The organism is Mesorhizobium prunaredense (genome assembly GCF_900156895.1).
Lineage (GTDB): Bacteria > Pseudomonadota > Alphaproteobacteria > Rhizobiales > Rhizobiaceae > Mesorhizobium > Mesorhizobium prunaredense.
The window spans coordinates 102,460-126,315 of sequence record NZ_FTPD01000015.1 but is presented as its reverse complement, the minus strand read 5'-3'; the positions used below and the strand labels follow the sequence as shown (position 1 = coordinate 126,315).

Annotated in this window: 24 protein-coding genes and 3 pseudogenes; 12 read left to right on the top strand and 15 right to left on the bottom strand. The window is 62.2% G+C overall.

Going from position 1 to position 23,856, the window contains the following annotated elements; all coding sequences use genetic code 11:
• Window positions 1-123: 123 nt before the first annotated feature.
• The gene (locus BQ8794_RS13525; RefSeq protein WP_077378120.1) at window positions 124-2,313 is read right to left on the bottom strand and encodes a tetratricopeptide repeat protein; all 2,190 of its coding nucleotides are present in this window, start codon (window positions 2,311-2,313) and stop codon (window positions 124-126) included.
• Between the two features lie 137 nt (window positions 2,314-2,450).
• Here BQ8794_RS13525 and BQ8794_RS13520 point away from each other — a divergent pair.
• Both BQ8794_RS13520 and BQ8794_RS13515 read left to right on the top strand, forming a co-directional pair.
• Window positions 2,451-2,708: pseudogene (locus BQ8794_RS13520) on the top strand (Tn3 family transposase); the annotation flags it as partial.
• Window positions 2,707-3,117, top strand: a pseudogene (locus BQ8794_RS13515) (SDR family NAD(P)-dependent oxidoreductase); the annotation flags it as partial. The pseudogenes BQ8794_RS13520 and BQ8794_RS13515, both read left to right, overlap by 2 nt.
• 21 nt (window positions 3,118-3,138) lie before the next feature.
• On the opposite strand, the gene BQ8794_RS13510 reads toward BQ8794_RS13515, so the two are convergent.
• On the bottom strand, window positions 3,139-3,843 hold the full coding sequence (locus BQ8794_RS13510) for a TIGR02281 family clan AA aspartic protease (protein WP_077378114.1): 705 nt from the start codon (window positions 3,841-3,843) through the stop codon (window positions 3,139-3,141).
• A gap of 7 nt (window positions 3,844-3,850) precedes the next feature.
• Window positions 3,851-4,084 carry a DUF1289 domain-containing protein gene (locus tag BQ8794_RS13505; RefSeq protein ID WP_077378111.1) on the bottom strand — a complete coding sequence of 78 codons (234 nt, stop codon included), beginning with the start codon at window positions 4,082-4,084 and terminating at the stop codon, window positions 3,851-3,853.
• Between the two features lie 181 nt (window positions 4,085-4,265).
• Here BQ8794_RS13505 and BQ8794_RS13500 point away from each other — a divergent pair, with 181 nt between their 5' ends.
• On the top strand, window positions 4,266-5,261 hold the full coding sequence (locus BQ8794_RS13500) for a nicotinate-nucleotide--dimethylbenzimidazole phosphoribosyltransferase (RefSeq protein ID WP_077378109.1): 996 nt from the start codon (window positions 4,266-4,268) through the stop codon (window positions 5,259-5,261).
• A 108-nt stretch (window positions 5,262-5,369) separates the two neighbouring features.
• Here the strand turns inward: BQ8794_RS13500 and BQ8794_RS13495 are convergent, their stop codons facing one another.
• Window positions 5,370-6,890: a sensor histidine kinase gene (locus tag BQ8794_RS13495; protein WP_077378106.1), complete on the bottom strand. Its 1,521-nt coding sequence runs from the start codon at window positions 6,888-6,890 to the stop codon at window positions 5,370-5,372.
• Window positions 6,891-6,965: 75 nt separating this feature from the next.
• Between BQ8794_RS13495 and BQ8794_RS13490 the strand changes: the two genes are divergently transcribed.
• From BQ8794_RS13490 to BQ8794_RS13475, 4 genes and pseudogenes are all read left to right on the top strand, one after another.
• Window positions 6,966-7,589 carry a thermonuclease family protein gene (locus BQ8794_RS13490; RefSeq protein WP_077378103.1) on the top strand — a complete coding sequence of 208 codons (624 nt, stop codon included), beginning with the start codon at window positions 6,966-6,968 and terminating at the stop codon, window positions 7,587-7,589.
• Between the two features lie 139 nt (window positions 7,590-7,728).
• Complete coding sequence (locus tag BQ8794_RS13485) at window positions 7,729-8,340, top strand: glutathione S-transferase (protein ID WP_077378099.1); 612 nt, start codon at window positions 7,729-7,731, stop codon at window positions 8,338-8,340.
• 15 nt (window positions 8,341-8,355) lie between these two features.
• Window positions 8,356-8,973: pseudogene (locus BQ8794_RS13480) on the top strand (uracil-DNA glycosylase family protein); the annotation flags it as partial.
• 118 nt (window positions 8,974-9,091) lie between these two features.
• Entirely contained in the window at window positions 9,092-9,583 is a 492-nt protein-coding gene (locus BQ8794_RS13475; protein ID WP_006333679.1) for an Lrp/AsnC family transcriptional regulator, read from the top strand.
• Window positions 9,584-9,594: 11 nt separating this feature from the next.
• Here the strand turns inward: BQ8794_RS13475 and BQ8794_RS13470 are convergent, their stop codons facing one another.
• From BQ8794_RS13470 to moaA, 10 genes are all read right to left on the bottom strand, one after another.
• Window positions 9,595-10,146 (bottom strand): DUF3299 domain-containing protein, encoded by a 552-nt coding sequence (locus tag BQ8794_RS13470; protein ID WP_244554939.1) that lies wholly within the window; start codon window positions 10,144-10,146, stop codon window positions 9,595-9,597.
• 65 nt (window positions 10,147-10,211) lie between these two features.
• Window positions 10,212-10,655 (bottom strand): GNAT family N-acetyltransferase, encoded by a 444-nt coding sequence (locus tag BQ8794_RS13465; RefSeq protein WP_280174585.1) that lies wholly within the window; start codon window positions 10,653-10,655, stop codon window positions 10,212-10,214.
• Between the two features lie 97 nt (window positions 10,656-10,752).
• Window positions 10,753-11,454 (bottom strand): DNA alkylation repair protein, encoded by a 702-nt coding sequence (locus BQ8794_RS13460; protein ID WP_077378088.1) that lies wholly within the window; start codon window positions 11,452-11,454, stop codon window positions 10,753-10,755.
• Between the two features lie 8 nt (window positions 11,455-11,462).
• Window positions 11,463-12,332 carry an NAD(P)-dependent oxidoreductase gene (locus BQ8794_RS13455; protein ID WP_077378382.1) on the bottom strand — a complete coding sequence of 290 codons (870 nt, stop codon included), beginning with the start codon at window positions 12,330-12,332 and terminating at the stop codon, window positions 11,463-11,465.
• A 63-nt stretch (window positions 12,333-12,395) separates the two neighbouring features.
• The gene (locus BQ8794_RS13450) at window positions 12,396-13,229 is read right to left on the bottom strand and encodes an ABC transporter permease (RefSeq protein WP_077378084.1); all 834 of its coding nucleotides are present in this window, start codon (window positions 13,227-13,229) and stop codon (window positions 12,396-12,398) included.
• On the bottom strand, window positions 13,226-13,939 hold the full coding sequence (locus BQ8794_RS13445) for an ABC transporter permease (RefSeq protein ID WP_077378081.1): 714 nt from the start codon (window positions 13,937-13,939) through the stop codon (window positions 13,226-13,228). Before BQ8794_RS13445 ends, BQ8794_RS13450 begins: the two co-directional genes overlap by 4 nt.
• A 114-nt stretch (window positions 13,940-14,053) precedes the next feature.
• Window positions 14,054-14,836, bottom strand: coding sequence for an ABC transporter substrate-binding protein (locus tag BQ8794_RS13440; RefSeq protein ID WP_077378078.1), 783 nt, complete (start codon window positions 14,834-14,836; stop codon window positions 14,054-14,056).
• Between the two features lie 233 nt (window positions 14,837-15,069).
• Entirely contained in the window at window positions 15,070-15,579 is a 510-nt protein-coding gene (gene mobB, locus BQ8794_RS13435; protein ID WP_077378075.1) for a molybdopterin-guanine dinucleotide biosynthesis protein B, read from the bottom strand.
• Between the two features lie 174 nt (window positions 15,580-15,753).
• Window positions 15,754-16,674, bottom strand: coding sequence for a DMT family transporter (locus BQ8794_RS13425; protein WP_143744544.1), 921 nt, complete (start codon window positions 16,672-16,674; stop codon window positions 15,754-15,756).
• A 147-nt stretch (window positions 16,675-16,821) separates the two neighbouring features.
• Window positions 16,822-17,817 (bottom strand): GTP 3',8-cyclase MoaA, encoded by a 996-nt coding sequence (gene moaA / locus BQ8794_RS13420; protein WP_077378069.1) that lies wholly within the window; start codon window positions 17,815-17,817, stop codon window positions 16,822-16,824.
• Between the two features lie 215 nt (window positions 17,818-18,032).
• Here moaA and BQ8794_RS13415 point away from each other — a divergent pair, with 215 nt between their 5' ends.
• Complete coding sequence (locus BQ8794_RS13415; protein WP_077378066.1) at window positions 18,033-18,386, top strand: gamma-butyrobetaine hydroxylase family protein; 354 nt, start codon at window positions 18,033-18,035, stop codon at window positions 18,384-18,386.
• Between the two features lie 105 nt (window positions 18,387-18,491).
• On the opposite strand, the gene BQ8794_RS13410 is transcribed toward BQ8794_RS13415, so the two are convergent.
• Window positions 18,492-18,944: a MarR family winged helix-turn-helix transcriptional regulator gene (locus BQ8794_RS13410; protein ID WP_077378063.1), complete on the bottom strand. Its 453-nt coding sequence runs from the start codon at window positions 18,942-18,944 to the stop codon at window positions 18,492-18,494.
• A gap of 47 nt (window positions 18,945-18,991) precedes the next feature.
• Between BQ8794_RS13410 and BQ8794_RS13405 the strand changes: the two genes are divergently transcribed.
• From BQ8794_RS13405 to BQ8794_RS13390, 4 genes are all read left to right on the top strand, one after another.
• Window positions 18,992-19,903 carry an alpha/beta hydrolase gene (locus BQ8794_RS13405; RefSeq protein ID WP_077378060.1) on the top strand — a complete coding sequence of 304 codons (912 nt, stop codon included), beginning with the start codon at window positions 18,992-18,994 and terminating at the stop codon, window positions 19,901-19,903.
• Window positions 19,904-20,196: 293 nt separating this feature from the next.
• The gene (locus BQ8794_RS13400) at window positions 20,197-21,195 is read left to right on the top strand and encodes a LacI family DNA-binding transcriptional regulator (RefSeq protein WP_077378058.1); all 999 of its coding nucleotides are present in this window, start codon (window positions 20,197-20,199) and stop codon (window positions 21,193-21,195) included.
• Window positions 21,192-22,709 (top strand): sugar ABC transporter ATP-binding protein, encoded by a 1,518-nt coding sequence (locus tag BQ8794_RS13395; RefSeq protein ID WP_077378055.1) that lies wholly within the window; start codon window positions 21,192-21,194, stop codon window positions 22,707-22,709. Before BQ8794_RS13400 ends, BQ8794_RS13395 begins: the two co-directional genes overlap by 4 nt.
• Complete coding sequence (locus BQ8794_RS13390; protein WP_077378052.1) at window positions 22,709-23,761, top strand: ABC transporter permease; 1,053 nt, start codon at window positions 22,709-22,711, stop codon at window positions 23,759-23,761. Before BQ8794_RS13395 ends, BQ8794_RS13390 begins: the two co-directional genes overlap by 1 nt.
• Window positions 23,762-23,856: the final 95 nt, after the last annotated feature.

Genomic DNA, 23,856 nt, shown 5'->3' with positions numbered 1-23,856 from the left:
TTGGGATGGCGGACTGGACGCGTTTGATGTCTCCTTGTCCCCCAACAGCGGCTCCGGAGCCTACATCGCAGCAGGTCGCGGTTGGGCCACAAGCGGAAATCCCTGGCGCGCGTCCAGGGTCCATCAATTGTCTCTGATTCTGGACAGCGCGTCCTTTGCGTAAATGCCAACCAGAGCTTCATTCTGGAGTGCCACGAGCGCAGGTATCGCAGCTCGTGCCGGAGGCCCGATCTTTCCCAGCGCCTCGATGGCCTCCCGGCGGAGATGCTCAACCTTGAGCGCCTCGACCAGAGTCGGAACGGCTTGTGCTGCCGCTGGTCCAAACCAGCCCAGTCGCCTCGTTGCGTATAGCTGGGAAAGGGGATTGCCGGTCTCAAGCTCTGCTTCCAGGCTCGTAACGGTGACGTCCAGAGGCAGCGCAGCGATACGGACGCCGTCATTCAGGCGCTCCCGGACGCTTGCGTGCTCATAATCCGATTTGAACGAGAGGTGTAAGGTGTCGGGAATGTTTTCGAGGCCTTTCTGGCCTATGCCGGGCCGGAACTTCTCCAGCATTTGCCTCGCTTCTTCCCGGCGACCGAGCTGCGCCAGCACGGAACTGAGAGGTAGAAAGAGCGCAGTTGCGTCTGGGTTTCGCCTGACCCCTTCTCCGAACACCTCAGCCGCTTGTTTCAGATCGCCCATTGCAAAAAGCGCCAATCCACGAGCGAGAACGTAGTGGCTTGGATAGTTCGGGTTGAGCCGCATGGCGGTCGCGACGAAATTCAGCGCCTCGGCAGGTTCGCCTGAGATCGTCAGCGCCCAAGCCGTTGCTATGTGTGCTTCGGGGTCGTTGGGATCCAATGCAATCGCTCGACCGGCATTCCTGCGTGCGTCTTCGGTTCGACCTTCATATGCATCTCGCGATGCCTCGACCGTATAAGACAGTGACGTTGGATATTTCTTGGCCAGCTCTACGTAATCGTGAGCTCCCCACCAGAAATATGGTTCGTCCCTACCGAGTTCTTTACCCCAGAGTGACTCAACGACGCGGAAGTAGGCCAGCGCCAGGGCGGCATAAGCGCGCCCATATTCGGGATCAAGTTCGGTTGCTTTTTTCAAGGAAGTGATGGCGGCAGCTGTGTCCTTTGCGTTGTAACGGAGATAAAGGCTCCAACCCTCTTCGAAAGCTTCCTTGGCTGCAATGTTGTCCGGCTTGGCGCGGGCAATTTCCGTTTTTTCGGTGGTGGTGAGATTGACCTTCAACGCTTCGACGATCTTTGCGACAAAAACGTCCTGGACCGCAAAAATATCGGCGACGTTTCCATCGAACCTGTCCGCCCACACATGCCCGCCGGTGAGGGCATCGATGAGCTGGGCGTTGACTCGCACCTGCTCGCCGGCGCGACGGACGCTCCCTTCGAGGACGTAACGGACGCCAAGTTCTTCGGCGACCTGGCTGATTTTTACCGGCTTGCCGCGGTAAACGAATGTCGAGTTTCGCGCGATCACGAAGAGGCCGGAAACCTTGGAAAGGTCGGTGATCAAGTCATCGGTCATGCCGTCAGTAAAGGCCTCTTGCCCCGCCTCGTCGGACATGTTGGTGAACGGGAGCACGGCGACTGACGGCTTATCGGGCAGCGGGAGCGCCATTCTTTCCCTGGAGGCCACCTCGACCGGCGGTCCTGAACCGTCCCCGACCACCTTCCAAAGCGCTACACCTCCGGCGATCAGGATCAGCGCCGTCGCCGCGACTGTCAGCCGGCGCCATTCGATATGACGTTTGCGTTTTGCTGGAACTGTTCCGGACGCGGCGCGTGCCCGCGGGCCTACCCGATACAGGCGAACAGGTTTTTCGATGTTCTTGAGCTTTTGTTCACCCAAAAATTCGAACTCAAAATCCAGCTTTCTCTCGACCTGATCGAATGCCGTTCCTGAAATTAGGACGCCCCCGGGTTCGGCCAATCCTTCCAGTCTCGCCGCGACATTCACGCCGTCGCCATAGATATCCTGCCCTTCGACAATTACATCGCCAAGGTTTACGCCAATGCGGAATTCGAGTTGTTTTTCCTTCGGCAGTTCGGCGTTGCACTCCGCCATCGTCCGCTGGATTTCGACGGCGCAACCGACCGCGTCGACCACGCTGGAGAATTCTATCAGCGCGCCGTCGCCCATGAGCTTCACGATGCGCCCCTTATGAGCGGCGATCTTCGGATTGATCAGGTTCTCGCGGGTGCTCTTCAGGCGCGCGAGGGTATCCGCCTCATCGGCTTCCATAAGGCGGCTGTAGCCAACGATGTCAGCGGCAAGTATCGCCGCAAGCCTGCGCTCCATGGTAGTTTCCGGCGCTGGGCAACTGTTTCCATGATAAAAGAGTATCGCTTCGGCGCCTAGTCCTGCTCTGGTCGGCTTTGGGTCACGATTTGCCCTTGAAGTTTCCCGGATTGAGAGTTTGCAAAGTGTCGGAGATGCTCGCTACGCTGACCGACTGTCCCAACGAGAGCGCGCTATTGGCAGCTATCCTTGCGGACGCCACCAATCTCGGCCTGTCCCGCATGGCCGCCGCCAGTCAAGGCGTCACCCGTGACCAACTCGTCTGGACGCAGGATGCCTACGTCCGCGAAGACACCTATAGGGCAGCGCCTGCCACCATCATCAATGCCCAGCATCGCCTGCCGATTGCTGCAGTGTGGGGCGACGGCACGACGTCGAGCTCGGATGGGCAGTTTGGGGCCAATCCGTCTCACCAACGCGCTGGTCGACCATCTGGCGACCCGGCAAAATGCCGTGATCGTCAATGTCTCGTCAGGCCTGGCCTTCGTGCCGCTGAGTGGCACGCCGACCTACAATGCCACCAAGGCGGCGATCCATTCCTATACGGTGTCGTTGCGCGAGCAACTCAGGGGCAAGGTCGAAGTGATCGAGCTTTCGCCGCCAGCGGTTCGCACTGAACTCACACCTGGCCAGTCGACGCGCGACGAATATATGCCGCTCGATGCGCTTGTCGACGAGGCGATGGCGTTGTTCAGCCGGGAGCCGACGCCCAAGGAGATCCTGGTGGAGCGCGTGGGCTTCCTGCGCTGGGCGGAGCGGGACGGCCGGTTTGATCAAGCGGTCGAGATGCTTAACGCTCACTGAGCGGCGCAGCGGCCGGACTGTTCAATCGCGCAAGATCATGCGGTCGCCGCGAACGTCGAAACCGGACAGTGAGCCGATGAAATTCATGCCGAGCAGGCTCTGGCCAAGCATGCCGGGCGCTGCGATCATGACCGGCATGTCCTTGCGTACGATCCCGCCGATCGCCAATTCGTCGGTTCTCACGGCGGCGGCGCGTGCCATGCCGTTGGCGGTGGAAACCGGTATGGTGAAATTGAGAGCGGCTGGATTGAACCCGGCCGCTTGCGCGTCCTGCGCGGTCAGCACGGTGCTGGTGGCACCGGTATCGACCACGGCCCGGACCGGCGTGCCGTTGACCATGATGCGCGCTTCGAAATGGCCATTTCCGGCCTTGTCCAGGGTCACCGTGGCATGGCCGTCCTCAAGGCCCAATGCCAGCGGACTGCCGGGAACAAGGCCGGCCGTTACCCGGCTGGCGAAATCCTGCAACTCATAACGGTACTGGTAGCCGGCGATCAGTGCGAGCACGATGACGGCCCAGGTGCCGAGGTTGCGGGCCATCGCGCCCAAGGGTCTGCCTGATCTGAGCAGGCCGGCACCGATGAGTGCGACCAATGCGCCGAGCCAGATCAGCCGGCTGAAATCGTAATTCTCGACGCCGAATGTGCTGCCGGCGGAATCGTTGAGTATGAGCAGGATCACGCCTGCCCCGATCGCGATCATCAAAAGCCAGAAAAACCGGTTCATATGTGGCTCACGAGAGAGCGTCGCGTTCGCGCGCGAAGCGGGTGCGGCGGGTTTCCCGGCGCGGTTTTCGTTCAACCGTTTCCAGCCGGGCCGGCAGCTCGGCCATGACGCTGCGGCGGATTTCAGGGGTCATCTCGATCCAGGCGCCGATTTCCTCGCGCGTGCGGCCGCAACCGAAGCAGAAGCCGGTTTTCATATCGATCGAACAGACCAGGATGCATGGGGATTCGATGGCCGTCATGATATTCTCTCAGGGTTCCCAAGGAATCCCTTGTCCCGCCTCCACATGGTGTAACGGCAAGGCCTATGCAAGCCCTCCGGAATGCGCCGCCGGCAACCACTTTCGCGTCAATGCAGGCAGTTGTGCCGGCCGAGCAAGGCGGCTATGCCGCTCACCAACTCTGGGAACGATCACCAACGACATGACCAGCGCGCTGCCCTTCGACGATTTTCGCAATCTTCTGGCGACCCTGCCGCCGGCCGACACGGCAGCCGAAGCCCGCGTACGTGCGCTGTTTGCCAAAGTCGACAAACCCAAAGGTTCGCTCGGCCGCATCGAGGACATCGCCGCGTGGCTCGCTGCCTGGAGCGGCCGTGCGCCGCCGGCAGTGAACCGGCCCCTGGTGGCGATCTTCGCCGGCAATCACGGCGTCGCTCGCCACGGCATTTCGCCACGGCCTGTCGCTGCCACGGCGAACGCCGTCGAGCTTTGCGCGGCCGGGGGTGCGGCGGTCAACCAGATCTGCATCGCCAATGATCTCGGGCTGAAAGTGTTCGATCTAGCGCTGCACATTCCGACCGCCGACATCACCGAGGACGCAGCACTTGACGAGCGCGGCTGCGCCGCCACCATGGCCTTCGGCATGGAGGCGATCGCCGGCGGCACCGATCTGCTTTGCCTTGGCGACCTCGGCGTCGGCAATTCCACCGTTGCAGCGACTTTGTTTGCCGCACTGTTTGGCGGCAAGGGCGCCGATTGGGTCGGATCCGGATCGGGCGCCGATGCATCGATGCGGGTGCGCAAGGCGGAAGTGGTCGATGCCGCGCTAGCCTTCCACGGCACCGGTCTCAGGGACCCGCTGGAAGCGTTGCGCCGGGTTGGCGGCCGTGAGTTCGCAGCGATTGCCGGCGCCATCCTCGCCGCCCGGACGCAGAAGATCCCCGTCCTGCTCGATGGATTGGTGGCGACCGCCGCTGCGGCGGCGCTGCATGCCGCCGATGCCACTGCGCTCGACCATTGCCTGCTTGCCAGCCTGTCGCCAGAGCCTGCGCATGCTCGGGCCGCCGAGCGGCTCGGCTTGCGCCCGCTGCTTGATCTCGGCGTCAGCCACGGCGAGGGGGCAGGGGCGGCACTTGCGGCAGGTCTGGTCAAAGCCGCTGCGCTCACCGCCTCGGGCATGGCAGCGGCGCTTCATTAAAGCGCGTCGCGTTCGACCCGCCTCATGCGACGCGCTTTAGGTTGTTGTTTTTACGCATGTCGTTATCGCAAAACCGCTGCACACTTTTGCGCGACATGCATTAAGCGTCTATCGCCGGCGCGCGGCAACGGCCCTGGTCGGCAGCGCCGGCAATTCCTCCATCACCCGGCTCAACGGAAAGATGGCGATCGCCTCGGTGCCTTCGCGCAGTTTGGAATGGAGTTCGAACTCGCCGCCATGCATGGCGAGCAGGCTTTGGACGATCGGCAGGCCAAGTCCGGTGCCTTGCTCGGCGCTCTTGATGGCGATGGAACCCTGGCCGAAGGCGGACAGCACGACCGGAATCTCGTCTTCCGGAATGCCGGGCCCATTGTCTTTGACGGAGAAGTATTGGCCGCCGCCCGCCGTCCAGCCAACACGCACGCGGATCTCGCCGCCTGTTCCGGTGAACTTGATTGCGTTCGACAAAAGATTGAGCGCGATCTGTCGCACCGCGCGTTCGTCGGCGAACAGGCGCGGCAAGGCGTGTTCGAAATCCTGGACGATACGGATGTCCTTGTTGCGCGCCTTCAGCTCCATCATGTGACAGCAATCCTCGACGACGGAAAGCAGCATCATCGGCTCTTCGTTGAGCTGGTAGCGGCCCGCTTCGATGCGCGACAAGTCGAGGATTTCGTTGATCAGGTCGAGCAGGTGCTGGCCAGAGTCATGGACGTCGCGAGCATAGTCGCGATAGGTCGGGTTGCTCATCGGTCCGAGCACCTCGTTCGCCATCACCTCGGAAAAACCGAGAATGGCGTTGAGCGGCGTCCGCAACTCATGGCTCATCGAGGCCAAAAAACGCGACTTTGCCAGATTGGCGTCCTCCGCCCGTCGGCGCGCTTCGTCCGACATCGATTTCGCCGTGTCCAATTCGGCAATCAGCGCGTCCTTTTCGGAGCGGAACGAGAGCAGCATCAAGGACGAGCGATTGAGGCGGCGCGCCACATAGGCGAAGAAGGGCAGCGAGACAATCAGCAGCCCGGCCATGATCAATTCGACCGGCATCCACTGCCTGGCGCCGGCATAGGCATAGGCGGCCACCGGAACGGCGAAAGTCGCCAGCAACGCACCGCGCAACGATGACGCTGTGATCGCGGTCGCTGCCATGGCAAGCAGCAGCACCACCGCCTTGATCAACTGGAACTGGTCGACCTGGCAAGCGTCGCAACCGAGCCAGGCAAACCAGGCCCAGCCCAGGCCGCAAAGGAAATGGCCTATCAGGAAATCACGGTGCGTTTGCAGCGGGTTGAGCTCGGCAGCTTCCGTTCTGTCGACGCGCCTCGCCATGAACACGACGATGGTGTAGCAGATGAGTATAAGAGGCGCCCAGACGCCAATTGCCTTACCGACGCCAGCAAACAGACCGGTCGCGGCGGTCGCCAGGACGAGAAGCGGAACTATGATCGCGCCGCCTATCATCGCACGGGCGTGGAGTTTCAACAGCTCGCGGTCGAAATCAGGATTTCCGGCCTGCTGCGAAAGACGGTCGCGCGTCTTGCGCACCGCGCGCGCCACATCGCTGTTGCGATGGGGTTTTCGGCGGTCCACAATAAACTTGTCCGCTGTGGTCGAACGTTGCGAGGGCATGGAGACTTCAATTTATGCGGGCAGCGGTTTCAAATTGTTAAGCTACGTTCGAATGATTAACCAACGGTTTGCCATATGAGCCGTTCGTGGTCGCGGCGGCCGGGACAGCGATACGTCCCGCCGCGGCCGCGAAGCCTTTGGCGCCGGCTGGTGGACTACGCACTGGCCGTGCTTGTCCTCGGTCTGCTGATTCTTCTGGCGGCGCGCCTTGATCGGATCGAGACGCGCAAGACCGAAGGGGCCGCCGTCGTCAATGACGGCGATACGATCACGCTCGGTACCGAGCGCATCCGCATGCGCGGCATCGATGCGCCAGAATATTCGCAAATCTGCCGCAAGGACGGCGCCGACTATCCCTGCGGCAAGCTGGCGCGGCAGTCGCTGGTACGTCTGATATCAGGCGAACCCGTCTCCTGCACCGGCTGGCAGCGCGATCGATACCGCCGGCTGCTCGGCGATTGCAACGCCGGCGGCAAGGATCTCAACCGCGCCCAGGTCGAGGCCGGCTGGGCAGTTGCCTATGGCGATTTCGAAACCGAGGAGGCCGCTGCCCGATCAGGCAAGGCTGGCATCTGGGCCGGCACTTTCGACGAGCCGCACGATTGGCGCGAGAGCCACGATCACGAAGTGGTCGAAAGAAAGCACGGCCGTTTGGCTTCGATCGGCGATGGCTTGCGAGAAATTTTTCGCTTCTGGTGATGGTCAACCCTATAGTGTTGCAACAGAGCGACGTGCGTCCAGTCGGACGACACAAGCCATGCGCTAAGATTTTTTTCTTCGCGTCGTGCTGTCCGGCAATCGATTCCGGTCGTCGGGCCGAGGCGAAAGGAGGAATGGGATGAAACTCTTCGACGGCGGCCGGGCGCCAAATCCACGGCGGGTTCGCGTCTTCCTCGCCGAGAAGGGGCTTGAGGTTCCGCTGGTGCCCGTCGACATGGGCGCGCTGGAGCACAGGGAGCAGCCGGTCAGTTCGCGCAACCCGCTGCAGCGTCTGCCGGTGCTCGAACTCGACGACGGCACCGTCATCACCGAATCCGTCGCCATCTGCCGCTATTTCGAGGAGTTGCACCCGGAACCGGCGTTGTTCGGCCACGGCGCGCTCGGCAAAGCGCTGGTCGAGATGTGGCAAAGACGGATGGAGCTCAACTTGCTCAATTGCGTCAGCGCTGCGTTCCGACATGTCCATCCGGCGATGAAGGAATGGGAGATTCCGCAAATTCCCGAATGGGGCGAGGCCAACAAGCCGAAAGCCGTTGCATTCCTGAGACTCCTCGACGACGAGTTGGCGAACCGGGAATTCGTCGCCGGCGACGCCTATTCGATCGCCGACATCACCGGGCTGATTGCCATCGACTTCATGAAGCCGGCGCGCATCAAAGTGCCGGAAGACTGTGTCAACGTGCTGCGCTGGCATCAGGCGATCTCCAGCCGGCCGAGCGCCGCCGCCTGAGGATGAGCCCCAGGCATGAGCGAAGAGCTGGAAAACTTCGCGGCGAGGGTACGCGCCTGCCGAATCTGCGTCGAAAACCCGGTCGGCCGGCCGTTGCCTCACGAGCCGCGCCCGGTGCTCAGGCCGTCTTCGAGCGCCCGTATCCTGATTGCCAGCCAGGCACCGGGCACCAAGGTGCATATGTCAGGCATGCCGTTCACCGACGCCTCCGGCGATCGGTTGCGGAACTGGCTCGGGGTCAGCAGCGAAGAATTCTACGACACTACCAAATTCGCCATCGTGCCGATGGGCTTTTGCTTTCCCGGCCAGGATGCCAAGGGCGGTGACCTGCCTCCGCGCCGCGAATGTGCAGCGGCCTGGCGTGCGCCGCTGATGGCGCTGATGTCACATATCGACCTGGTGCTGACGATCGGCCTCTATGCGCAATCCTGGCACATGGGAGCCGCGCGCCGGCCCTCGCTGACGGAGACGGTGATGGATTGGCGCACCATCTGGAATGCAACCACCACCCCGAAAGTGCTGCCGCTACCGCATCCGTCGTGGCGCAACACCGGCTGGCTGAAGCGCAATCCGTGGTTTGAAATGGATTTGCTGCCGTTTCTGAGATCGGAAATCCGCTATCGCCTCGGCTGAAGCGTAAGCAAGAAATCACTCGCTTTTGCCCCATCTGACAGAATTTCTTTCTTGTGAATGGCCCAAATAAGAAGGACTATAGCCAATCTATTCCTGATCTACCCGTGGGAGCACCCAAATGGACCGCCTTGACAGAAAAATCCTCCGCCTCTTGCAGGAGGACGCGACACTCGCGGTCGCCGATGTCGCCAAGAAAGTCGGACTGTCGACCACGCCCTGCTGGCGGCGCATCCAGAAGCTCGAGGAGGAAGGCGTCATCAAGCGGCGCGTCGCCATCCTCGATCATGAAAAGGTCAATGTGCGCGTCACCGTGTTCGTGTCGATCCGCACCAATTCGCACAGCCATGAGTGGCTGCGGCGCTTTTCGGAGGTCATCCAGGAATTTCCGGAAGTGGTCGAGTTCTACCGGATGAGCGGCGACGTCGACTATCTCTTGCGGGTGGTGGTGCCCGACATCGCTGCTTACGACGCCTTCTACAAGCGGCTGATCGCCAAGATCGAGATCCGCGACGTCTCGTCGTCGTTTGCCATGGAGCAGATCAAATACACGACCGAAATGCCGCTCGACTACATGGTTCTGGACAAGGAATCGGGCGCCAACGCTGCCTGAGGAGTTTTTGGTTAGTTCTTCTTTTTGTTGAGGAAACTCCACGGCGAGTTTGCCGGTAGCGTGATCGTGTCGGGCACGCGATCGACATCCGTCACCTCCGCCTTGCGCACGGTATAACCCGACTGGATCACGCTGACACCGTCGAGGATGAAGAGCTGACTTTTCTCCATGCCCGGCTCCAGGGCGCCGGTCACGGCAACCGGCTGATAGGCTTGCGACATCCTGTAGGGGCGGGCGGGCGTGACGAGGACGATCTGATTGGGCGGCGGCGTCGGCATGTGGCTGCACGCCCCTGTCCACGGTACCAGCAGGAACTGATAGACGAGATCGCCGTCCCGATCGAGCGGCAGCGCGTACCCCGCGAGTTGGACGGCCTTGTCTCGCAAATTGACAGACAGCGTCTCGCCACGGTCAGGCATTTTTGCCGCGACCATCGGCAATCCGACACTTTCGGCAGCGGGCTGGGTCGCCGGGCGCAGGTCCTTCCAGAATATGCGCGCGGTTTCGGCGGAAGCGCTGCCCGCCGCTATGGAAATCAGCACGGCCGCCAGCGCCGCTGTCAATTTGAGACGATTGCTCACCGTGTGCTCTCCATTTGACAGGAGTAAAGCTGCCGTCGCCGACTGCGTCAACGTTCGAGCCGCATCACATGCCGGCGCGAGCCGGCCATGCCGATCTCGTGGAATCCGCGGGCCACGAACATCTGTCGAAAGCCCATGAAACGGTAACTCGGCGATGCCTGATCGACCGGATAGGCCTTGATGGTCCTGGCGCCTTTGGCGAATGCGTGATCGATGGCCGCGTCGAGCAGGCCGCTTGCCAGTCCACGGCCGCGCGACGCCCTCGGCACAAAGAAGCAGACGATCGACCATACGCCCGCCTCGCTGTCGTCCTGCTCCTGCGACAGCTTGCGATAGGTCTCGCACGGCGCCACGGAGCACCAGCCGACGGTCTTGCCTTCGGCATGGGCGACGATACCGACCGGCGTGCCGGCTTCGATGAGCGCCATCATGGCCCGTCTCCTCGCGTCGTTTGACGCGTGCTCGCGGTTTTCGAGGTGGCGCCAGGCCATGCACCAGCAGTATTTTGGTGCGCCAGGCTGCTCGAACAGGTTCTCGAAATCGGCGCGCGTGGATCGCGTCACCTCAGTAAAGCGGATTTGGCTCCGGTCAGCCTTTCCTGGCGAGCCGCTCGAGCGTCTTGGCATCGGAAAGCTCCCGTGCAGCGTCCTTGCCGATCCAGCGCGCCGTCTTGTCCGTCGATCCGGCCAGCTTCTGTGCCAGGGCAAGGGCAGCGCCATGCAAATTCATCGATCGCTTGCCGATAGAGCGAAGCGCCCAGTTCACCGCCTTCTTCACAAAATTACGGCCATCGCCGGCCTGCGCTTCGATGATCGACAGGAAGTCGAGGAAGGTCGCCTCTGGCTCCTCCTTCCGGTGGACGACCGACCAGGCCATCATGGCAAAAGCCGTGCGTCGAACGAACTCCCGTTCGTCGGCCGCGAACTCATCTATCAGCTCCTTCCAGCAATCCGTATCGACAAAGAGATCGGAGACGCCGTCGACGATATCCCACGAGTCGAAAGTCGCCGCCCATCGTATTGCATCTGCAGCAGAAAACCGATTCGGATCGGCTGTGACGGAAGCGATGAACTGCGCTTCCATGATGCCCGAGTCCCATAGTTCGAAGGCACGCTCGTGGTTGCGCTTGATTTTCTTGGCGATCTGCCGCTGCACGCCATGCGGGATACCGAGCGCACGTTCGATCTTGATGCCGAAGCGCAGCATGCCAAGGCGATTCTCCTGCGAGCCGATCGAGCGCAGATGGGCGACAATCTCCTCGGCGCTGGATTGTGGCGAAAGCTCGGCCACGACAAAACCTACTTTTCCAATCGCGCCAGCAACGAAGACGTGTCCCAGCGTTTGCCGCCCATCCCCTGCACATCCTTGTAGAACTGGTCGACAAGTGCCGTCACCGGCAGCTTGGCGCCGTTGCGGTCGGCCTCCGCCAGGCAGATGCCGAGATCCTTGCGCATCCAGTCGACAGCGAAGCCGAAATCATATTTGCCGGCATTCATCGTCTTGTGGCGGTTCTCCATCTGCCATGAGCCGGCCGCTCCCCTGGAGATCACCTCGATGACTTTTTCGATGTCGAGCCCGGCTTTCTTGCCGAAATGGATGCCCTCGGCCAGCCCTTGGACAAGACCGGCGATGCAGATCTGGTTGATCATCTTGGTGAGCTGGCCCGAGCCGGCCCGGCCCATCAGCCCGACCATGCGGGCATAGGCATCGATGACAGGTTTTGCTTTGTCGAAGGCTTTCTGCTCGCCGCCGACCATGACGGTCAGGACGCCGTTTTCGGCGCCGGCCTGGCCGCCGGAAACCGGTGCGTCGAGGAACGAAAAACCGCGAACTTGCGCCTTCTCCGCCAGTTCGCGCGCGACTTCAGCCGAGGCCGTAGTGTTGTCGATGAAGATGGCTCCCTGCTTCATCGACTGGAACGCACCCTCGGCTCCAATCGTCACCGCGCGCAAATCGTCGTCATTGCCAACGCAGCAAAAGACAAAGTCCTTGCCGTCGGCGGCCTCAGCCGGCGTGTTGGCAACAGTGCCGCCATGCTGGGCAACCCATTGCTCGGCCTTTGCTTTGGTGCGGTTGTAGACGGTAACGTCGTGGCCGCCCTTGTTCCTGAGATGTCCGGCCATTGGATAGCCCATGACGCCAAGACCGAGAAATGCCACCGATGCCATGTTTTCGAATCCCTTCAATCCTGTTTTCCGGCCTTCTTAGCGGATCAGGCAAAGCGATGGGAGTCAGCGTTGCAGATGGATCGTAATGCGCCGTTCGATCCATTCGACTGCGTGGCGCAGCGTTTCGACAATGATCAGATAAATGATCGCCGCCCAGACATAGGACTGGAAGTCGAAAGTCCGCGAATAGGTGAGCTTCGTGATGCCCATCAGATCATAGACGGTGATGATGGCTACGATCGCCGAGCCCTTGATCATCAGGATGATCTCGTTGCCATAGGGACGCAGCGCCACGATCAGTGCCTGCGGCAGGATGATCTTCCACATCGTCTGCAATTTGTGCAGGCCGAGCGAGGCGGCGCCCTCCCACTGGCCCCTGGGCACGCTCTCGATCGCGCCGCGCAGGATTTCAGCCTGATAGGCGGCAGTATTGAGCGAGAAGGCGAAGATTGCACAGTTGAACGCCTCGCGGAAAAAGCCCCAGAGGCCAATCATATCGAGCTGAGGCCGGAAGGAGCCGACGCCGTAATAGACAAGGAAGGTCTGGGCCAGCAGCGGCGTGCCACGGAAGAAATAGACATAGGCATAGGCGAGACCCGAAAGAAACCGGTTCTTCGACATGCGGGCATAGGCGATCGGCACCGACAGGATCGCGCCAAGCACGATCGAGATGGCGACCAGCAACAGCGTCACACCCAGGCCCGTCACATAGGATGGCGCATATTTCGCGAAAAGCTCGCCGTTCCAGGCGACAATGAGGTACGCGGCAATCCCGGCGAGAAAAGCTATCCACATACAGACCAGCGCGTAGCCGAGAATACGCTGGCGCGGCCAGCCGTGCGGGATTGCTGGCGGTTTTTCGACTTTTGTCGCCACGTCGGCTGCTGCCGCACTCATCGCTGCACCTGCTGGCGGCCGACTGCACGTTCGATCGCATTGATGCCGAAGGACGATATGATGGCGAGGAGCAGATAAATAAGCGCGGCAACACCGAAAAACAGGAAGGCGTGCTTGGTGACGCGGGCGGCGACGCCCGCTTGCCGCAATATGTCGGTAAGACCGATAGCGGAAACCAGGGCGGTATCCTTGAGCAGGATGAGCCACAGATTGGCAAGGCCCGGCAGCGCGATACGGATAAGCTGCGGCAGCACCACCAGGCGCATCGTCTGCCAGCCAGACAGGCCAACCGAATAGCCGCCCTCATACTGTCCCTTCGGGATGGCGCGGAACGCGGAGAGGAAGACCTCGCTGGCGTAGGACGAGAAGACGACGCCGAGCGCGATCATGCCGGAAACAAAAGCATTCACTTCGACCGCGGCGGTCGGGTCATACAGGCGCATCAATTGCTGGATGCCGATTTGCGCGCCGTAAAAGATGATGAACAGGGTCAGCAGCTCAGGCAATCCACGAAAGATCGTGGTGTAGATATTGCCGGCCAGCCGCAGCGACGGCTCGTTGGATTGCTTGGCCAGCGCAACGAGAAAGCCGATCACCAGACCGAGAGGCAGGGTCGCGGCTGCAAGCGAAACGGTGATGAAAACACCATAGGCGATGTCGTCGAGCCAGCCTTCGGGTCCCCAACTGAGCAGCGTCCAAACGCTTTGCATCCGCCTGCCTGTTCTCCTCTATGGGCTTTTTTTAGAGCGCGGCGTCGGCCCTGGCGCGCCGCTGCTTGCGCAAACGGCGGGGATGTCCCGCCGTTCGCTGTCAATCCGGAAGGATCAGGACTCGCCGCCGTAGACGTCGTACTTGAAGTACTTGTCGTTGATTTCCTTGTACTTTCCGTTGGCGCGGATGGCGTCGATCGCCTTATTGAACTGATTGACCAACGCGGTATCGCCCTTGCGTACCGCGATGCCGGCACCCGGACCATGGATCTCGATGTCGGGCGTGATCGCACCGATCAGCTTGCAGCAGGCGCCATCCGGCGTGGCAAGCCAGCCTTCGAGAACGGTGATGTCGTCGTTGACCGCATCAACGCGGCCATTGGCGAGATCGAGCTGGTATTCCTGCGCGGTCGGGTACGGCTTGATCGTACTGTCGGCATAAGCCTTGGTTGAATAATTGAAGTGGGTGGTGGACGCCTGCACGCCGATCGTCTTGCCGGCCAGGTCCTCCTTGGTCACGCCTTTGATATCGCTGTCCTTGGGCGCGGCGATCGCTGGCGGCGTGTTGTAGTATTTGTTGGTGAAATCGACCTTCTCGGCACGCTCCGGCGTGATCGACATCGAGGCGACGATGGCGTCGAACTTGCCGGCCTGAAGCGCCGGGATGATGCCATCCCAATCCTGTGCGACGAAAGTGCACGTCACCTTCATCTCGTCGCAAAGCGCCTTGGCGATATCGATGTCGAAGCCAACGAGCTGGCCATCAGCGGTCAGGTTGTTGAACGGCGGATAGGCTCCCTCCGTGCCGATCCTCAAGGTTTTCTCCTGAGCCTGGGCAACGCCCAATGTCAGCAGCGCCGCCGATGCGGCGAGCGCTATACGCAGTGCAGTACGCATGATGGTCCTCTCTGTATGTTCCCGGCCGTCGTTCCAAACGGCTCTGTGGGCGGCTCTTTTGACCGCCCGCTGGCGCGATACTCCCATTCTTTCCCAAGAAAAAGCAACCGTAAAACCGTTGCTTGCGGGTTTCGCATTCCCGGACAATGCTGACGTTGCGGCAGGCAAACAACCGAGGAAAACAGGGGGGCAACGAGGAAACAGGGGGCGGCCGATGCTTCTTCGGCAGTCCCTCAGCGCGTCAAACCTGTCGCCCGCTCGATGAAGTCGGCTATCGATCTGGTGTCGTCGAGATCGAAGACAGGCAGGCTTTCGTCGGCTATGGCGAAGTCGGCGGCGATGGCGACGATATGCGGATCGTTTGCCGAAAGCGGCGCCCGGTCCTTGGCTTCCAGCCGCCGCGTCTCGATCTTGCTGTGCGCCTCGCGCTTGTAGCCTTCGACCAGCACGATGTCGGAGGCGCCGAGCCGCGACAGGATCGCATCCAGCGTCGGCTCGTCCTCGCCGCGCAATTCGTGCATCAGCGCCCAGCGCCTGTCCGACACGATGGCGACTTCCGTGGCCCCGGCCTGCCGGTGGCGAAAACTGTCCGCCCCCGGTTTGTCGATGTCGAAGGCATGATGAGCGTGTTTTACCGTCGAGACTTTCCAGCCACGCCGGACGAGCTCGGCGACCAGCTTTTCGGTCAGTGTCGTCTTGCCGGAATTCTTCCAGCCGGTGATACCGAAGACGCGTCTCATCATGGCTTCATGCTCTGCAACAGACCCTCGGCCCGGGCAAGGTCGTCTGGTGTATTGATGTTGAAGAAAGGTGTGTGATGGTCCGACGTTAGCATCGGGAATTCCACTGCCAGAATGCTGGCGATCTTTTCGGTTATTGCCTATCGTCCATGCGGTCACGCGTCGCGAACGGCAAGCCTATATGCCGTCCGGCGCCATATCAGGTCCAGCGCTTTCCGCGGCGGTCTTGCGCCGGCCGACGATCCGTTCGCGGTAAAGTGCGTAGAGGCCGGAGCCGACGATGACGCTGGCGCCGAGGATCATCGGCAGGTCGGGAACGTCACCGAAGATGAACAGGCCAAGCAGGATCGACCAGAGCAGGGCCGTGTAGCGGAACGGCGCAATGAACGAGATGTCGCCCACCCGCATCGCCATGATAATGAACTGGTAGCCGATGACCACGAGCACTGCCGCCATTGCCAGCGACCCCGTGCTTTCTCCCGTCATAGGGGTCCACCCACCCATCGGCAAAAGCAACGCGGCGCCGAGCATTGTCATGGCGACTGCCGTGGTGGTCGACACCAGCAATGTCGGAATGGCTTGCGGTATCCGCTTGGTGGCGAGGTCACGCACCGCACAACAGGCGACACAGGCCAGCGCCAGCAGCGAATAGATGCTGAACCCCTCGAAGCCGGGCCGCACGATGATCAGCACGCCGGCAAAGCCAATGGCGATGGCCAGCCAGCGCCGCCAGCCGACGCCTTCCTTGAACACAAGTGCTGCGCCCATCGTCACCGCCAGCGGCAGCGCCTGCAGCACGGCCGAGACGTTGGCAATCGGCAGATGGGCAAGGGCGATGAGAAACGACGCGGTAGCGCCGGCTTCGCCGATCACGCGTATCGCCACCATCGGCTGCAGCATCGAGCCGGGCAGGGCAAGCGCACCGCGCTGCCAGGCAAGCAGGCCTACGAAAAGCGAAGCGAAGGCGCCGCGGATCAGCATGACCTGCGCCATGTTCATGGATTCCGACGCGACTTTGGTGATCGCGTCGTTGAGGGTGAAACCACTCATGGCCACCACCATGAACAGTGCACCGCGAAGATTTGGGGAAAAAAGCAAAGGCGTTACCACTGTGGTCCTGCATCAAGCCTCTACCAGCCGGCCACAAAACAGCAACGTCAAAGGGCTGGTCCACGGCCTTCGGCGGCTCGTTACAACCTTCTCGCAAGAGCGGCAGGATCTATTTCGGCGGTGCGACCAGGAAGATCAGCCGCCGGTGACGCTCATGTGCCGCGATACCGATGGACGGTTGGTGCGGCGGTCGATGATGAAATCATGGCCCTTCGGCTTGCGGCCAATGGCTTCATCAATGGCGTCGGCGACCAGTTCGTTGCCTTCGGATGCACGCAACGGTGCGCGCAGGTCGGCGGCATCTTCCTGGCCGAGGCACATATAGAGCGTGCCGGTGCAGGTCAGCCGGACGCGGTTGCAGCTTTCGCAAAAATTATGTGTCATCGGCGTGATGAAGCCGAGCCTGCCGCCGGTCTCGGCGACGTGGACGTAGCGGGCCGGACCACCGGTCTTGTAGGGGATGTCGGTCAGCGTGAACTGCCGCTCAAGTGCTGCGCGCAGCAGCGACAGCGGCAGATACTGGTCGGTTCGGTCGGCGTCGATCTCGCCCATCGGCATGGTTTCGATGACCGTCAACTCCATGCCGCGGCCGTGCGCCCAGCGCAGCATCTCAGGCAGCTCGGCGTCATTGAAATCCTTCAGCGCCACCGCATTGAGCTTCACCTTCAGCCCCGCTGCCTGCGCGGCGTCGATGCCATCCATGACCTTGTCGAGATTGCCCCAGCGGGTAATCTGACGGAATTTTTCCGGGTCCAGCGTGTCCAGCGAGACGTTGATCCGCTTGACCCCGCAATCGGCGAGCTCAGCGGCAAAGCGCGAAAGCTGCGAGCCGTTGGTGGTCAGCGTCAATTCTTCCAGTGCGCCGCTTTCGAGATGACGCGAAATCTGGCGCACCAGATGCATGATGTTCTTGCGCACCAGCGGCTCGCCGCCGGTAAGACGCAGTTTCCTGACGCCCTTTTCGACGAAAACCGTGCATAGCCGGTCGAGCTCTTCCAGCGACAGCAAATCCTTCTTGGGAAGGAACGCCATGTCCTCGGCCATGCAATAGGTGCAGCGGAAGTCGCAGCGGTCGGTGACCGAAACGCGCAGATAGCTGATCGTGCGACCAAAAGGATCGATCATGTACATGCTGGTGCGTTTCCCGTGGCTGCGAACGGCTTCGTTATATATGGCTATGTGATACGATATATATGGCTATGTGATACGATCCAACCTGCCATTCAAGATAAGAAGTTTCGATCCTGGGCAACATCGCGCCGCCGACAGATCGTGTCGGAAGTTCGAAGCGGCCTTTTCCCGCTACGCGAAGCGGCGTAAGGACAGATGATGCGGAACCTATCACCATGACGGCGCCGAAGGAACTCAGGGTCTCGAAGGACCGCAGGCTGCTTACCGTGACGTTCTCTGGCCATCAGCCGTTCGAGCTGCCGGCGGAGCTGCTGCGGGTGGCCTCGCCCTCGGCCGAAGTGCAGGGCCATTCGCCCGAACAGCGCGTAACCGTTCCCGGCAAGCGCAACGTTCAAGTCCTGAAGATCGAACCGGTCGGCAACTATGCCGTCCGCATCACCTTCGACGATTTTCACGATACCGGCATCTTCACCTGGAATTACCTGTATACGCTGGGCCATGAGAAGGACGCACGCTGGGCCGCCTATCTCGCCGAGCTGGAAGAGAAGGGGCTAAGCCGCGATCGGTAGCTCTGGCCCTGGCCCGGAGCGCGCAAAGAAGTCGATGTGGTGAGCGGATCGCTTTTCCACCCCAGGGTCGGGCCCGAGGGCGGGCTTTTGGGTCCGATGCTCCAGTCACGCTTCCCTAAGCACGTCGGCAATCTTGCGCATCTGCTCGCCGATCATGTCGCATTGCTCCGGCGTCGACTGGCTCATCGCTTTCTCGATCAGCGCCATATGGACCTTCAGCGCTTGCATCAGCAGTTCCGTGCCGGCTTCGGTCAGGGTCAGGCGCAGCACGCGCTTGTCCTTCTGATCGCCTTCGCGGCGCAGCAGGCCGCGTGTCTCGAGTTGCGGCAGCAGCATGGTGATGTTGGAGCGGCCGACCAGCAGCCGGCGGGCGAGATCGTGCTGCGACATGCCGGGATGGCGATAAAGGTTCATCAGCACGTCGAGCTGCGCCGGCTTCAGGTCCAGCGGCGCTAGCTTCACTGCCAGCGTGCGCTCCAGCACATGACAGGCGCGCGCCACCGCGACCCAGTTGCGAAAACGCGGGTTGTCCCAGGGCAGCTCTTGTTTAATGTTCATGTTTGAACTATTATGTTCATGCTTGAACGAATGGATGGATCGCCACTATGGCATCATTTGGATTGAAGGTCATCCGGGGCGTGTTTGCCGCCGCCGAACACGTGGCTCCCCGCCTGACCGGGCGCGCTGCATTCGAACTGTTCTGCCGCACGCCGAACGCCAAAATTCTCAGCGACGGCGAGCGACGCGCCGTCGAGCGCGCCGCCGGCTTCATGGCCGAGGCACGCCATCATCGGCTGAAGACCAAAAACGGCTGCGTCATGGTGCATGAATTCAGGCCAGAGCCGGGCAGGTGGGCCGCCGGCACGGTGCTCGTCATCCATGGCTGGCGTTCGCGCACCGAATATATGCGCACGCTGATCGAAGCCTATCGTGACGCCGGCTACAAGGTTGTCTCGCTCGACCTGCCGGGCCACGGCCAATCGCAGGGCCGCCGGCTCACATTGGTCAGCGCTGTCGAAGCCGCCCGACGCACTGGCGAATGGTTCGGCCCGTTCGTGGCGGTCGTCGGCCATTCCTTCGGCGGTGCCGTCGCCGCCAATGCCGTCGTCGGTTCGGTCAAGGACATTCCGCCGCTCGCGGCCGAGCGGCTGGTGCTGATCGCGGCACCGAGTTCGCTGCCGGAGATCTTCAACGATTTCAGCCGCATGCTCAGTGTCGGCCCACGCTCGCAGGCCGCCATGGCCGACCGGGTCGAACGCATCGCCGGCCGGCCGCTGCACGAATTCACCGGCGACCGCCAGCTTGCCAGCACGCCGGTGCCAACGCTGGTCATCCATGCTCCGGACGACCGCGAAGTGTCCGCCGACCATGCAAGGCTCTATGCCGGCGCCGGCGACCATGTGCGGCTGTACTGGGCCGACGGGCTCGGCCACCGCCGCATCCTCGCCGACAGGGGCGTGGTCGAGCGTGCGGTCGGCTTCGTTGCCGAACACCGGCAGCCGGTATCGCTGCATTGACCTGAACATCTTGGTTTTTGTCCCGGCCCAACCGGGAATCCAGCCGTCATAACGGTCGGGGTTGTCAGGCCGCGTCCGTGCCGGCCAAGACCTTCCATGCGGCCATCCCCGACCGTCCAACTGGCAAAAACGGCCGCTGACCGAAGTTTTCCAGCACGCTGAAAAACCTCATCGAAACGATTGCGCAAACGTTTCGATGCGATTATGGTTTCGTGAAATCCGCCAAATCAGAACAGAGCGGACGGGAAACGCAGATAGGGAGGAACGCTTGCGAGCACTCCGTTTGAGCAGCAATGCCGACAATGGCTGAAGTGGCGCGCCGCGCGGGGGTGTCGGTTTCGACCGTGTCGCATGTCGTCAATCGCACCCGTTTCGTATCGCCCGAGAAGGCGAAGCTCATCAATGATGCGATTTCGGCGATGGGCTATCTGCCCAATGAACTGGCGCGGTCGCTTAAGGTCTCGATTACCAACAGCGTCGGCCTGGCAATCTCGGCAATTTCCAATCCCTATTTCACCGACATCATCTGCGCGGTCGAGGCCGAATGCGCGCGTCTTGGCCTCATGGTTTTCCTGTCCGACACCCAGGACGACCCCGATCGCGAGCTTTCGGTGGTTCAAGCCTTCCATCAGCGGCGGGTTGACGGCGTCATCCTGGCGCCATCGGGCGCGCCGCAGCGGGCGATCGACTATCTGGCCGAGAAGAAGCTGCCTTGCGTCTTGATCGACCGCTTCGCCGACGAGCGCTTCGACCAGATCGGCGTCGAGAACCATTCGGCGATGCGGGCGCTTATCGATCACGTCGCCTCCTTCGGCCACAAGCGCATCGGCTTCGTCGCCGGCCAGCCGGGGCTGGCGACGACCCGCGAGCGCATCGAGGCATTCCGGTCGGCCATGGCCGCTAACGGACTTGACTGCCTGCCGCGCTATTTGTCTGCCGGGAACGTCGATACTGCGGCCGCGACGGCATCGACCCGCGCCATACTCTCGTTGCCTTCGCCGCCCACGGCCTTGGTTACCGGCAACAACATGACGACGATCGGAGCAGTCCGCGCGATCCGCGAAATTGGCCTGGCGATACCGGGCGATCTCTCACTCGCCGGCTTCGACGACTTCGAATGGGCTGACTGTTTCGAGCCTCGGCTGACGCTGGTGGCCCAGCCTTGCGCCGAGATCGGCCGGCAGGCGGCCGCCTTGCTCATCGCCCGTATTGCATCTACCGCCGCCGAGCCACGCGCCGTGCGGCTCCACGCCACGCTCCATGCCCGCGCATCTTGCGGGAGCCCACGATGAGCGCGCCGCTTCTGTCGGTCACCGGCGCAGTCAAGCGTTTCGGCGGCGTCCAGGCGCTGCGTGGCGTCGATTTCGACCTCAAGGCAGGCGAAATCCACGCCCTTCTCGGTGAGAACGGCGCCGGCAAGTCGACATTGATGAACCTGTTGTCGGGCGTCTACGCGGCGGACGAAGGCACGATAGAGATAGACGGCAAGCCGGTGCGCTTCAGCAATCCGCGCGAAGCGCAGGCGGCCGGCATTGCGACCATCTTCCAGGAGCTCGATCTCGTACCGACGCTCGATGTGGCGTCGAACCTCTTCCTTGGCCGCGAACTGATGCGCCCAGGCGGTTTCCTCGACGCGCCGGCGATGCGCCGCGAGGCCCGCAGGCGGCTGGAAGCGATCGAACTGGCCATCGACCCGGCACGACTGGTCGCCGATCTCTCGATCGGCCAGCGCCAGGTCGTGGCCATCGTCAAGGCGCTGTCCTACGCCTCGCGGATGCTGATCATGGATGAGCCGACGGCGGCCCTGACGGTGGGCGAGGTCGAAAGGCTGTTCGAGGTCATGCGCAAGCTCGCCACCAGCGGCGTCGGCATCGTCTATATCTCACATCGCCTGGAGGAAGTGCCTGAGATCGCCGACCGGGTGACGGTGATGCGCGACGGGCGCGTCGCCGGCATCACCGAGCCGCACGCGCCGCAAGCCGAGCTGGTACGGCTGCTGGTCGGCAGGCCGCTGGACGAACTCTACCCCAAGCGCGCCAGGTGCGCCGGCAAGGCGCTGCTCAGCCTGCGCGACGCCAGCTTCAGGCTGGCGCGCGACAGTGCCGGCTGGCAGGCCCCGACAGGGCTTTCGCTCGACGTGCATGAAGGCGAGATCGTCGGGCTGGCCGGCATCATGGGGGCCGGGCGGTCCGAGCTTCTCAGCGCGCTTTACGGCACCGGCCTCTCCGGCCACTGGGAGGGCGACGTCGCCATCGGCGGCCGTCCGGTGAAGCTCAATTCGATCAGGGCGGCGCGCGCGGCCGGCATCGCCTTCGTCACGGACGACCGTCGCGGCAGCGGCCTGATGCTGAGGATGGCGGTCGGCCTCAATCTGGTCATGTCGGTGATCCGCCGCATCTCGCCGGCCGGCCTGATGTCGCCGCGCCGGCAGGCCGACGCGGTGAGACAATCCTTCGGCCAGTTCGACATCAGGCCGAAGAATCCCGACATCGCCGTCGGCGCGCTTTCGGGTGGCAACCAGCAGAAGGTGGTGCTGGCTAAGGAAATCCTTGGCAATCCGCGTCTGCTGCTGCTCGACGAACCGACGCGCGGTGTCGATGTCGGCGCCAAGGGCGAGATCTATACGCGGCTGAGGCAACTGGCCGCCCAAGGCCTCGGCGTTCTGGTCGCCTCTAGCGAAATGCCGGAGCTGATCGGCCTTTGCGACCGGATCGTGGTGCTGCGCCAGGGGCGCAATGTGGCGGAATTCATCGGCAGCGTCGACGAGCACACGGTGCTGGCCGCGGCAAACGGCAGGGAGGCCTGATGTCTGAAGAATCGACTTCGGTTGCAGGCGGACCGGTAGTGGCGGCGGCACCCGTGCATCGGGATCCGCTCGCTTTGATCGTGCGCTTCCAGAGCCTGATCGGCCTGGTGCTGGTGGCGATCGGCGGCATCATCTTCTCGCCGAGGCGCCATGGCGAGATCCTGTTCCTTGCGCCCGACAACATCGCCAACATCGTTCGCGCCGTGTCGGAGACCGGCATCATTGCCATCGGCATGACCTTCGTCATCATAACCGCGGGCATCGATCTTTCGGTCGGCGCCGTGCTTGGCCTTTCCAGCGTCGTCACCGCGACGATGATGATCTCCGGCGGCTTCGGGCTTGTTCCCACCATCCTTGCCGTGCTGATGATAGGCACCGCCTTCGGCATGATCCAGGGCACCATCTCCAGCCGCTTCCGGCTGGAGCCGTTCATCGTCACGCTGGCCGGCCTGCAGGCGGCGCGCGGCCTGGCGCTGGTTGTTTCGGGCAATCAGTACATCAACATCTCCTATGGAGATGGGCCAGGTCTGGCGCCGCCGGTCTTCTCTGTGCTGGGCGAGCGTCTGTTCAACAACACCGTGCCGGTGGCCACCATCGTGTTCATCGCCTTCGCCGCGATCGCCACCGTGGTGCTGAACACGACGCGCTTCGGCCGCTACGTCTTTGCCGTCGGCGGCAACGAGCGTGCCGCGCGCATTTCCGGCGTGCCGGTCTCGATGGTCAAGATATCAGTCTATGCCATCACCGGCTTTGCCTCCGCACTTGCTGGCATCGTTCATGCCGGTCAGTTCAATTTCGGCAGCGCCAATGACGGCATGGGCTATGAACTGACGGCAATCGCAGCCGTGGTCATCGGCGGCACCAGCCTGTTCGGCGGCGCAGGCTCGATGGTCGGCACCGTGGCCGGCACCATCATGCTCGGCGCGCTGGCCAACATCCTTCAGCTCAACAACATCACGCCAGCCATGCAGTTGCTCGCGACCGCCGCGATCATCGTGCTGGCGGCAGTGCTTCAATCCCTCGTTCGCCGCCGCGAGGGCTTGGGCAGGTAGCAGCCAGGCGGCAGGCAAGTGGAAGGCGTTAGAAACCAAGGTCCGGCCGCTGCGGCCCGACGAGGAGGAGAGCGAGCATGAGAACCATAGAACGA

Coding starts and splice junctions, on each gene's coding strand:
- BQ8794_RS13525 (WP_077378120.1), bottom strand. CDS start 2,313: ATGGAGCGCAGGCTTGCGGCGATACTTGCCGCTGACATCGTTGGCTAC.
- BQ8794_RS13510 (WP_077378114.1), bottom strand. CDS start 3,843: ATGAACCGGTTTTTCTGGCTTTTGATGATCGCGATCGGGGCAGGCGTG.
- BQ8794_RS13505 (WP_077378111.1), bottom strand. CDS start 4,084: ATGACGGCCATCGAATCCCCATGCATCCTGGTCTGTTCGATCGATATG.
- BQ8794_RS13500 (WP_077378109.1), top strand. CDS start 4,266: ATGACCAGCGCGCTGCCCTTCGACGATTTTCGCAATCTTCTGGCGACC.
- BQ8794_RS13495 (WP_077378106.1), bottom strand. CDS start 6,890: ATGCCCTCGCAACGTTCGACCACAGCGGACAAGTTTATTGTGGACCGC.
- BQ8794_RS13490 (WP_077378103.1), top strand. CDS start 6,966: ATGAGCCGTTCGTGGTCGCGGCGGCCGGGACAGCGATACGTCCCGCCG.
- BQ8794_RS13485 (WP_077378099.1), top strand. CDS start 7,729: ATGAAACTCTTCGACGGCGGCCGGGCGCCAAATCCACGGCGGGTTCGC.
- BQ8794_RS13475 (WP_006333679.1), top strand. CDS start 9,092: ATGGACCGCCTTGACAGAAAAATCCTCCGCCTCTTGCAGGAGGACGCG.
- BQ8794_RS13465 (WP_280174585.1), bottom strand. CDS start 10,655: ATGGCCTGGCGCCACCTCGAAAACCGCGAGCACGCGTCAAACGACGCG.
- BQ8794_RS13455 (WP_077378382.1), bottom strand. CDS start 12,332: ATGGCATCGGTGGCATTTCTCGGTCTTGGCGTCATGGGCTATCCAATG.
- BQ8794_RS13450 (WP_077378084.1), bottom strand. CDS start 13,229: ATGAGTGCGGCAGCAGCCGACGTGGCGACAAAAGTCGAAAAACCGCCA.
- BQ8794_RS13445 (WP_077378081.1), bottom strand. CDS start 13,939: ATGCAAAGCGTTTGGACGCTGCTCAGTTGGGGACCCGAAGGCTGGCTC.
- BQ8794_RS13440 (WP_077378078.1), bottom strand. CDS start 14,836: ATGCGTACTGCACTGCGTATAGCGCTCGCCGCATCGGCGGCGCTGCTG.
- mobB (WP_077378075.1), bottom strand. CDS start 15,579: ATGATGAGACGCGTCTTCGGTATCACCGGCTGGAAGAATTCCGGCAAG.
- moaA (WP_077378069.1), bottom strand. CDS start 17,817: ATGTACATGATCGATCCTTTTGGTCGCACGATCAGCTATCTGCGCGTT.
- BQ8794_RS13415 (WP_077378066.1), top strand. CDS start 18,033: ATGACGGCGCCGAAGGAACTCAGGGTCTCGAAGGACCGCAGGCTGCTT.
- BQ8794_RS13410 (WP_077378063.1), bottom strand. CDS start 18,944: ATGAACATTAAACAAGAGCTGCCCTGGGACAACCCGCGTTTTCGCAAC.
- BQ8794_RS13405 (WP_077378060.1), top strand. CDS start 18,992: ATGGCATCATTTGGATTGAAGGTCATCCGGGGCGTGTTTGCCGCCGCC.
- BQ8794_RS13400 (WP_077378058.1), top strand. CDS start 20,197: ATGCCGACAATGGCTGAAGTGGCGCGCCGCGCGGGGGTGTCGGTTTCG.
- BQ8794_RS13395 (WP_077378055.1), top strand. CDS start 21,192: ATGAGCGCGCCGCTTCTGTCGGTCACCGGCGCAGTCAAGCGTTTCGGC.
- BQ8794_RS13390 (WP_077378052.1), top strand. CDS start 22,709: ATGTCTGAAGAATCGACTTCGGTTGCAGGCGGACCGGTAGTGGCGGCG.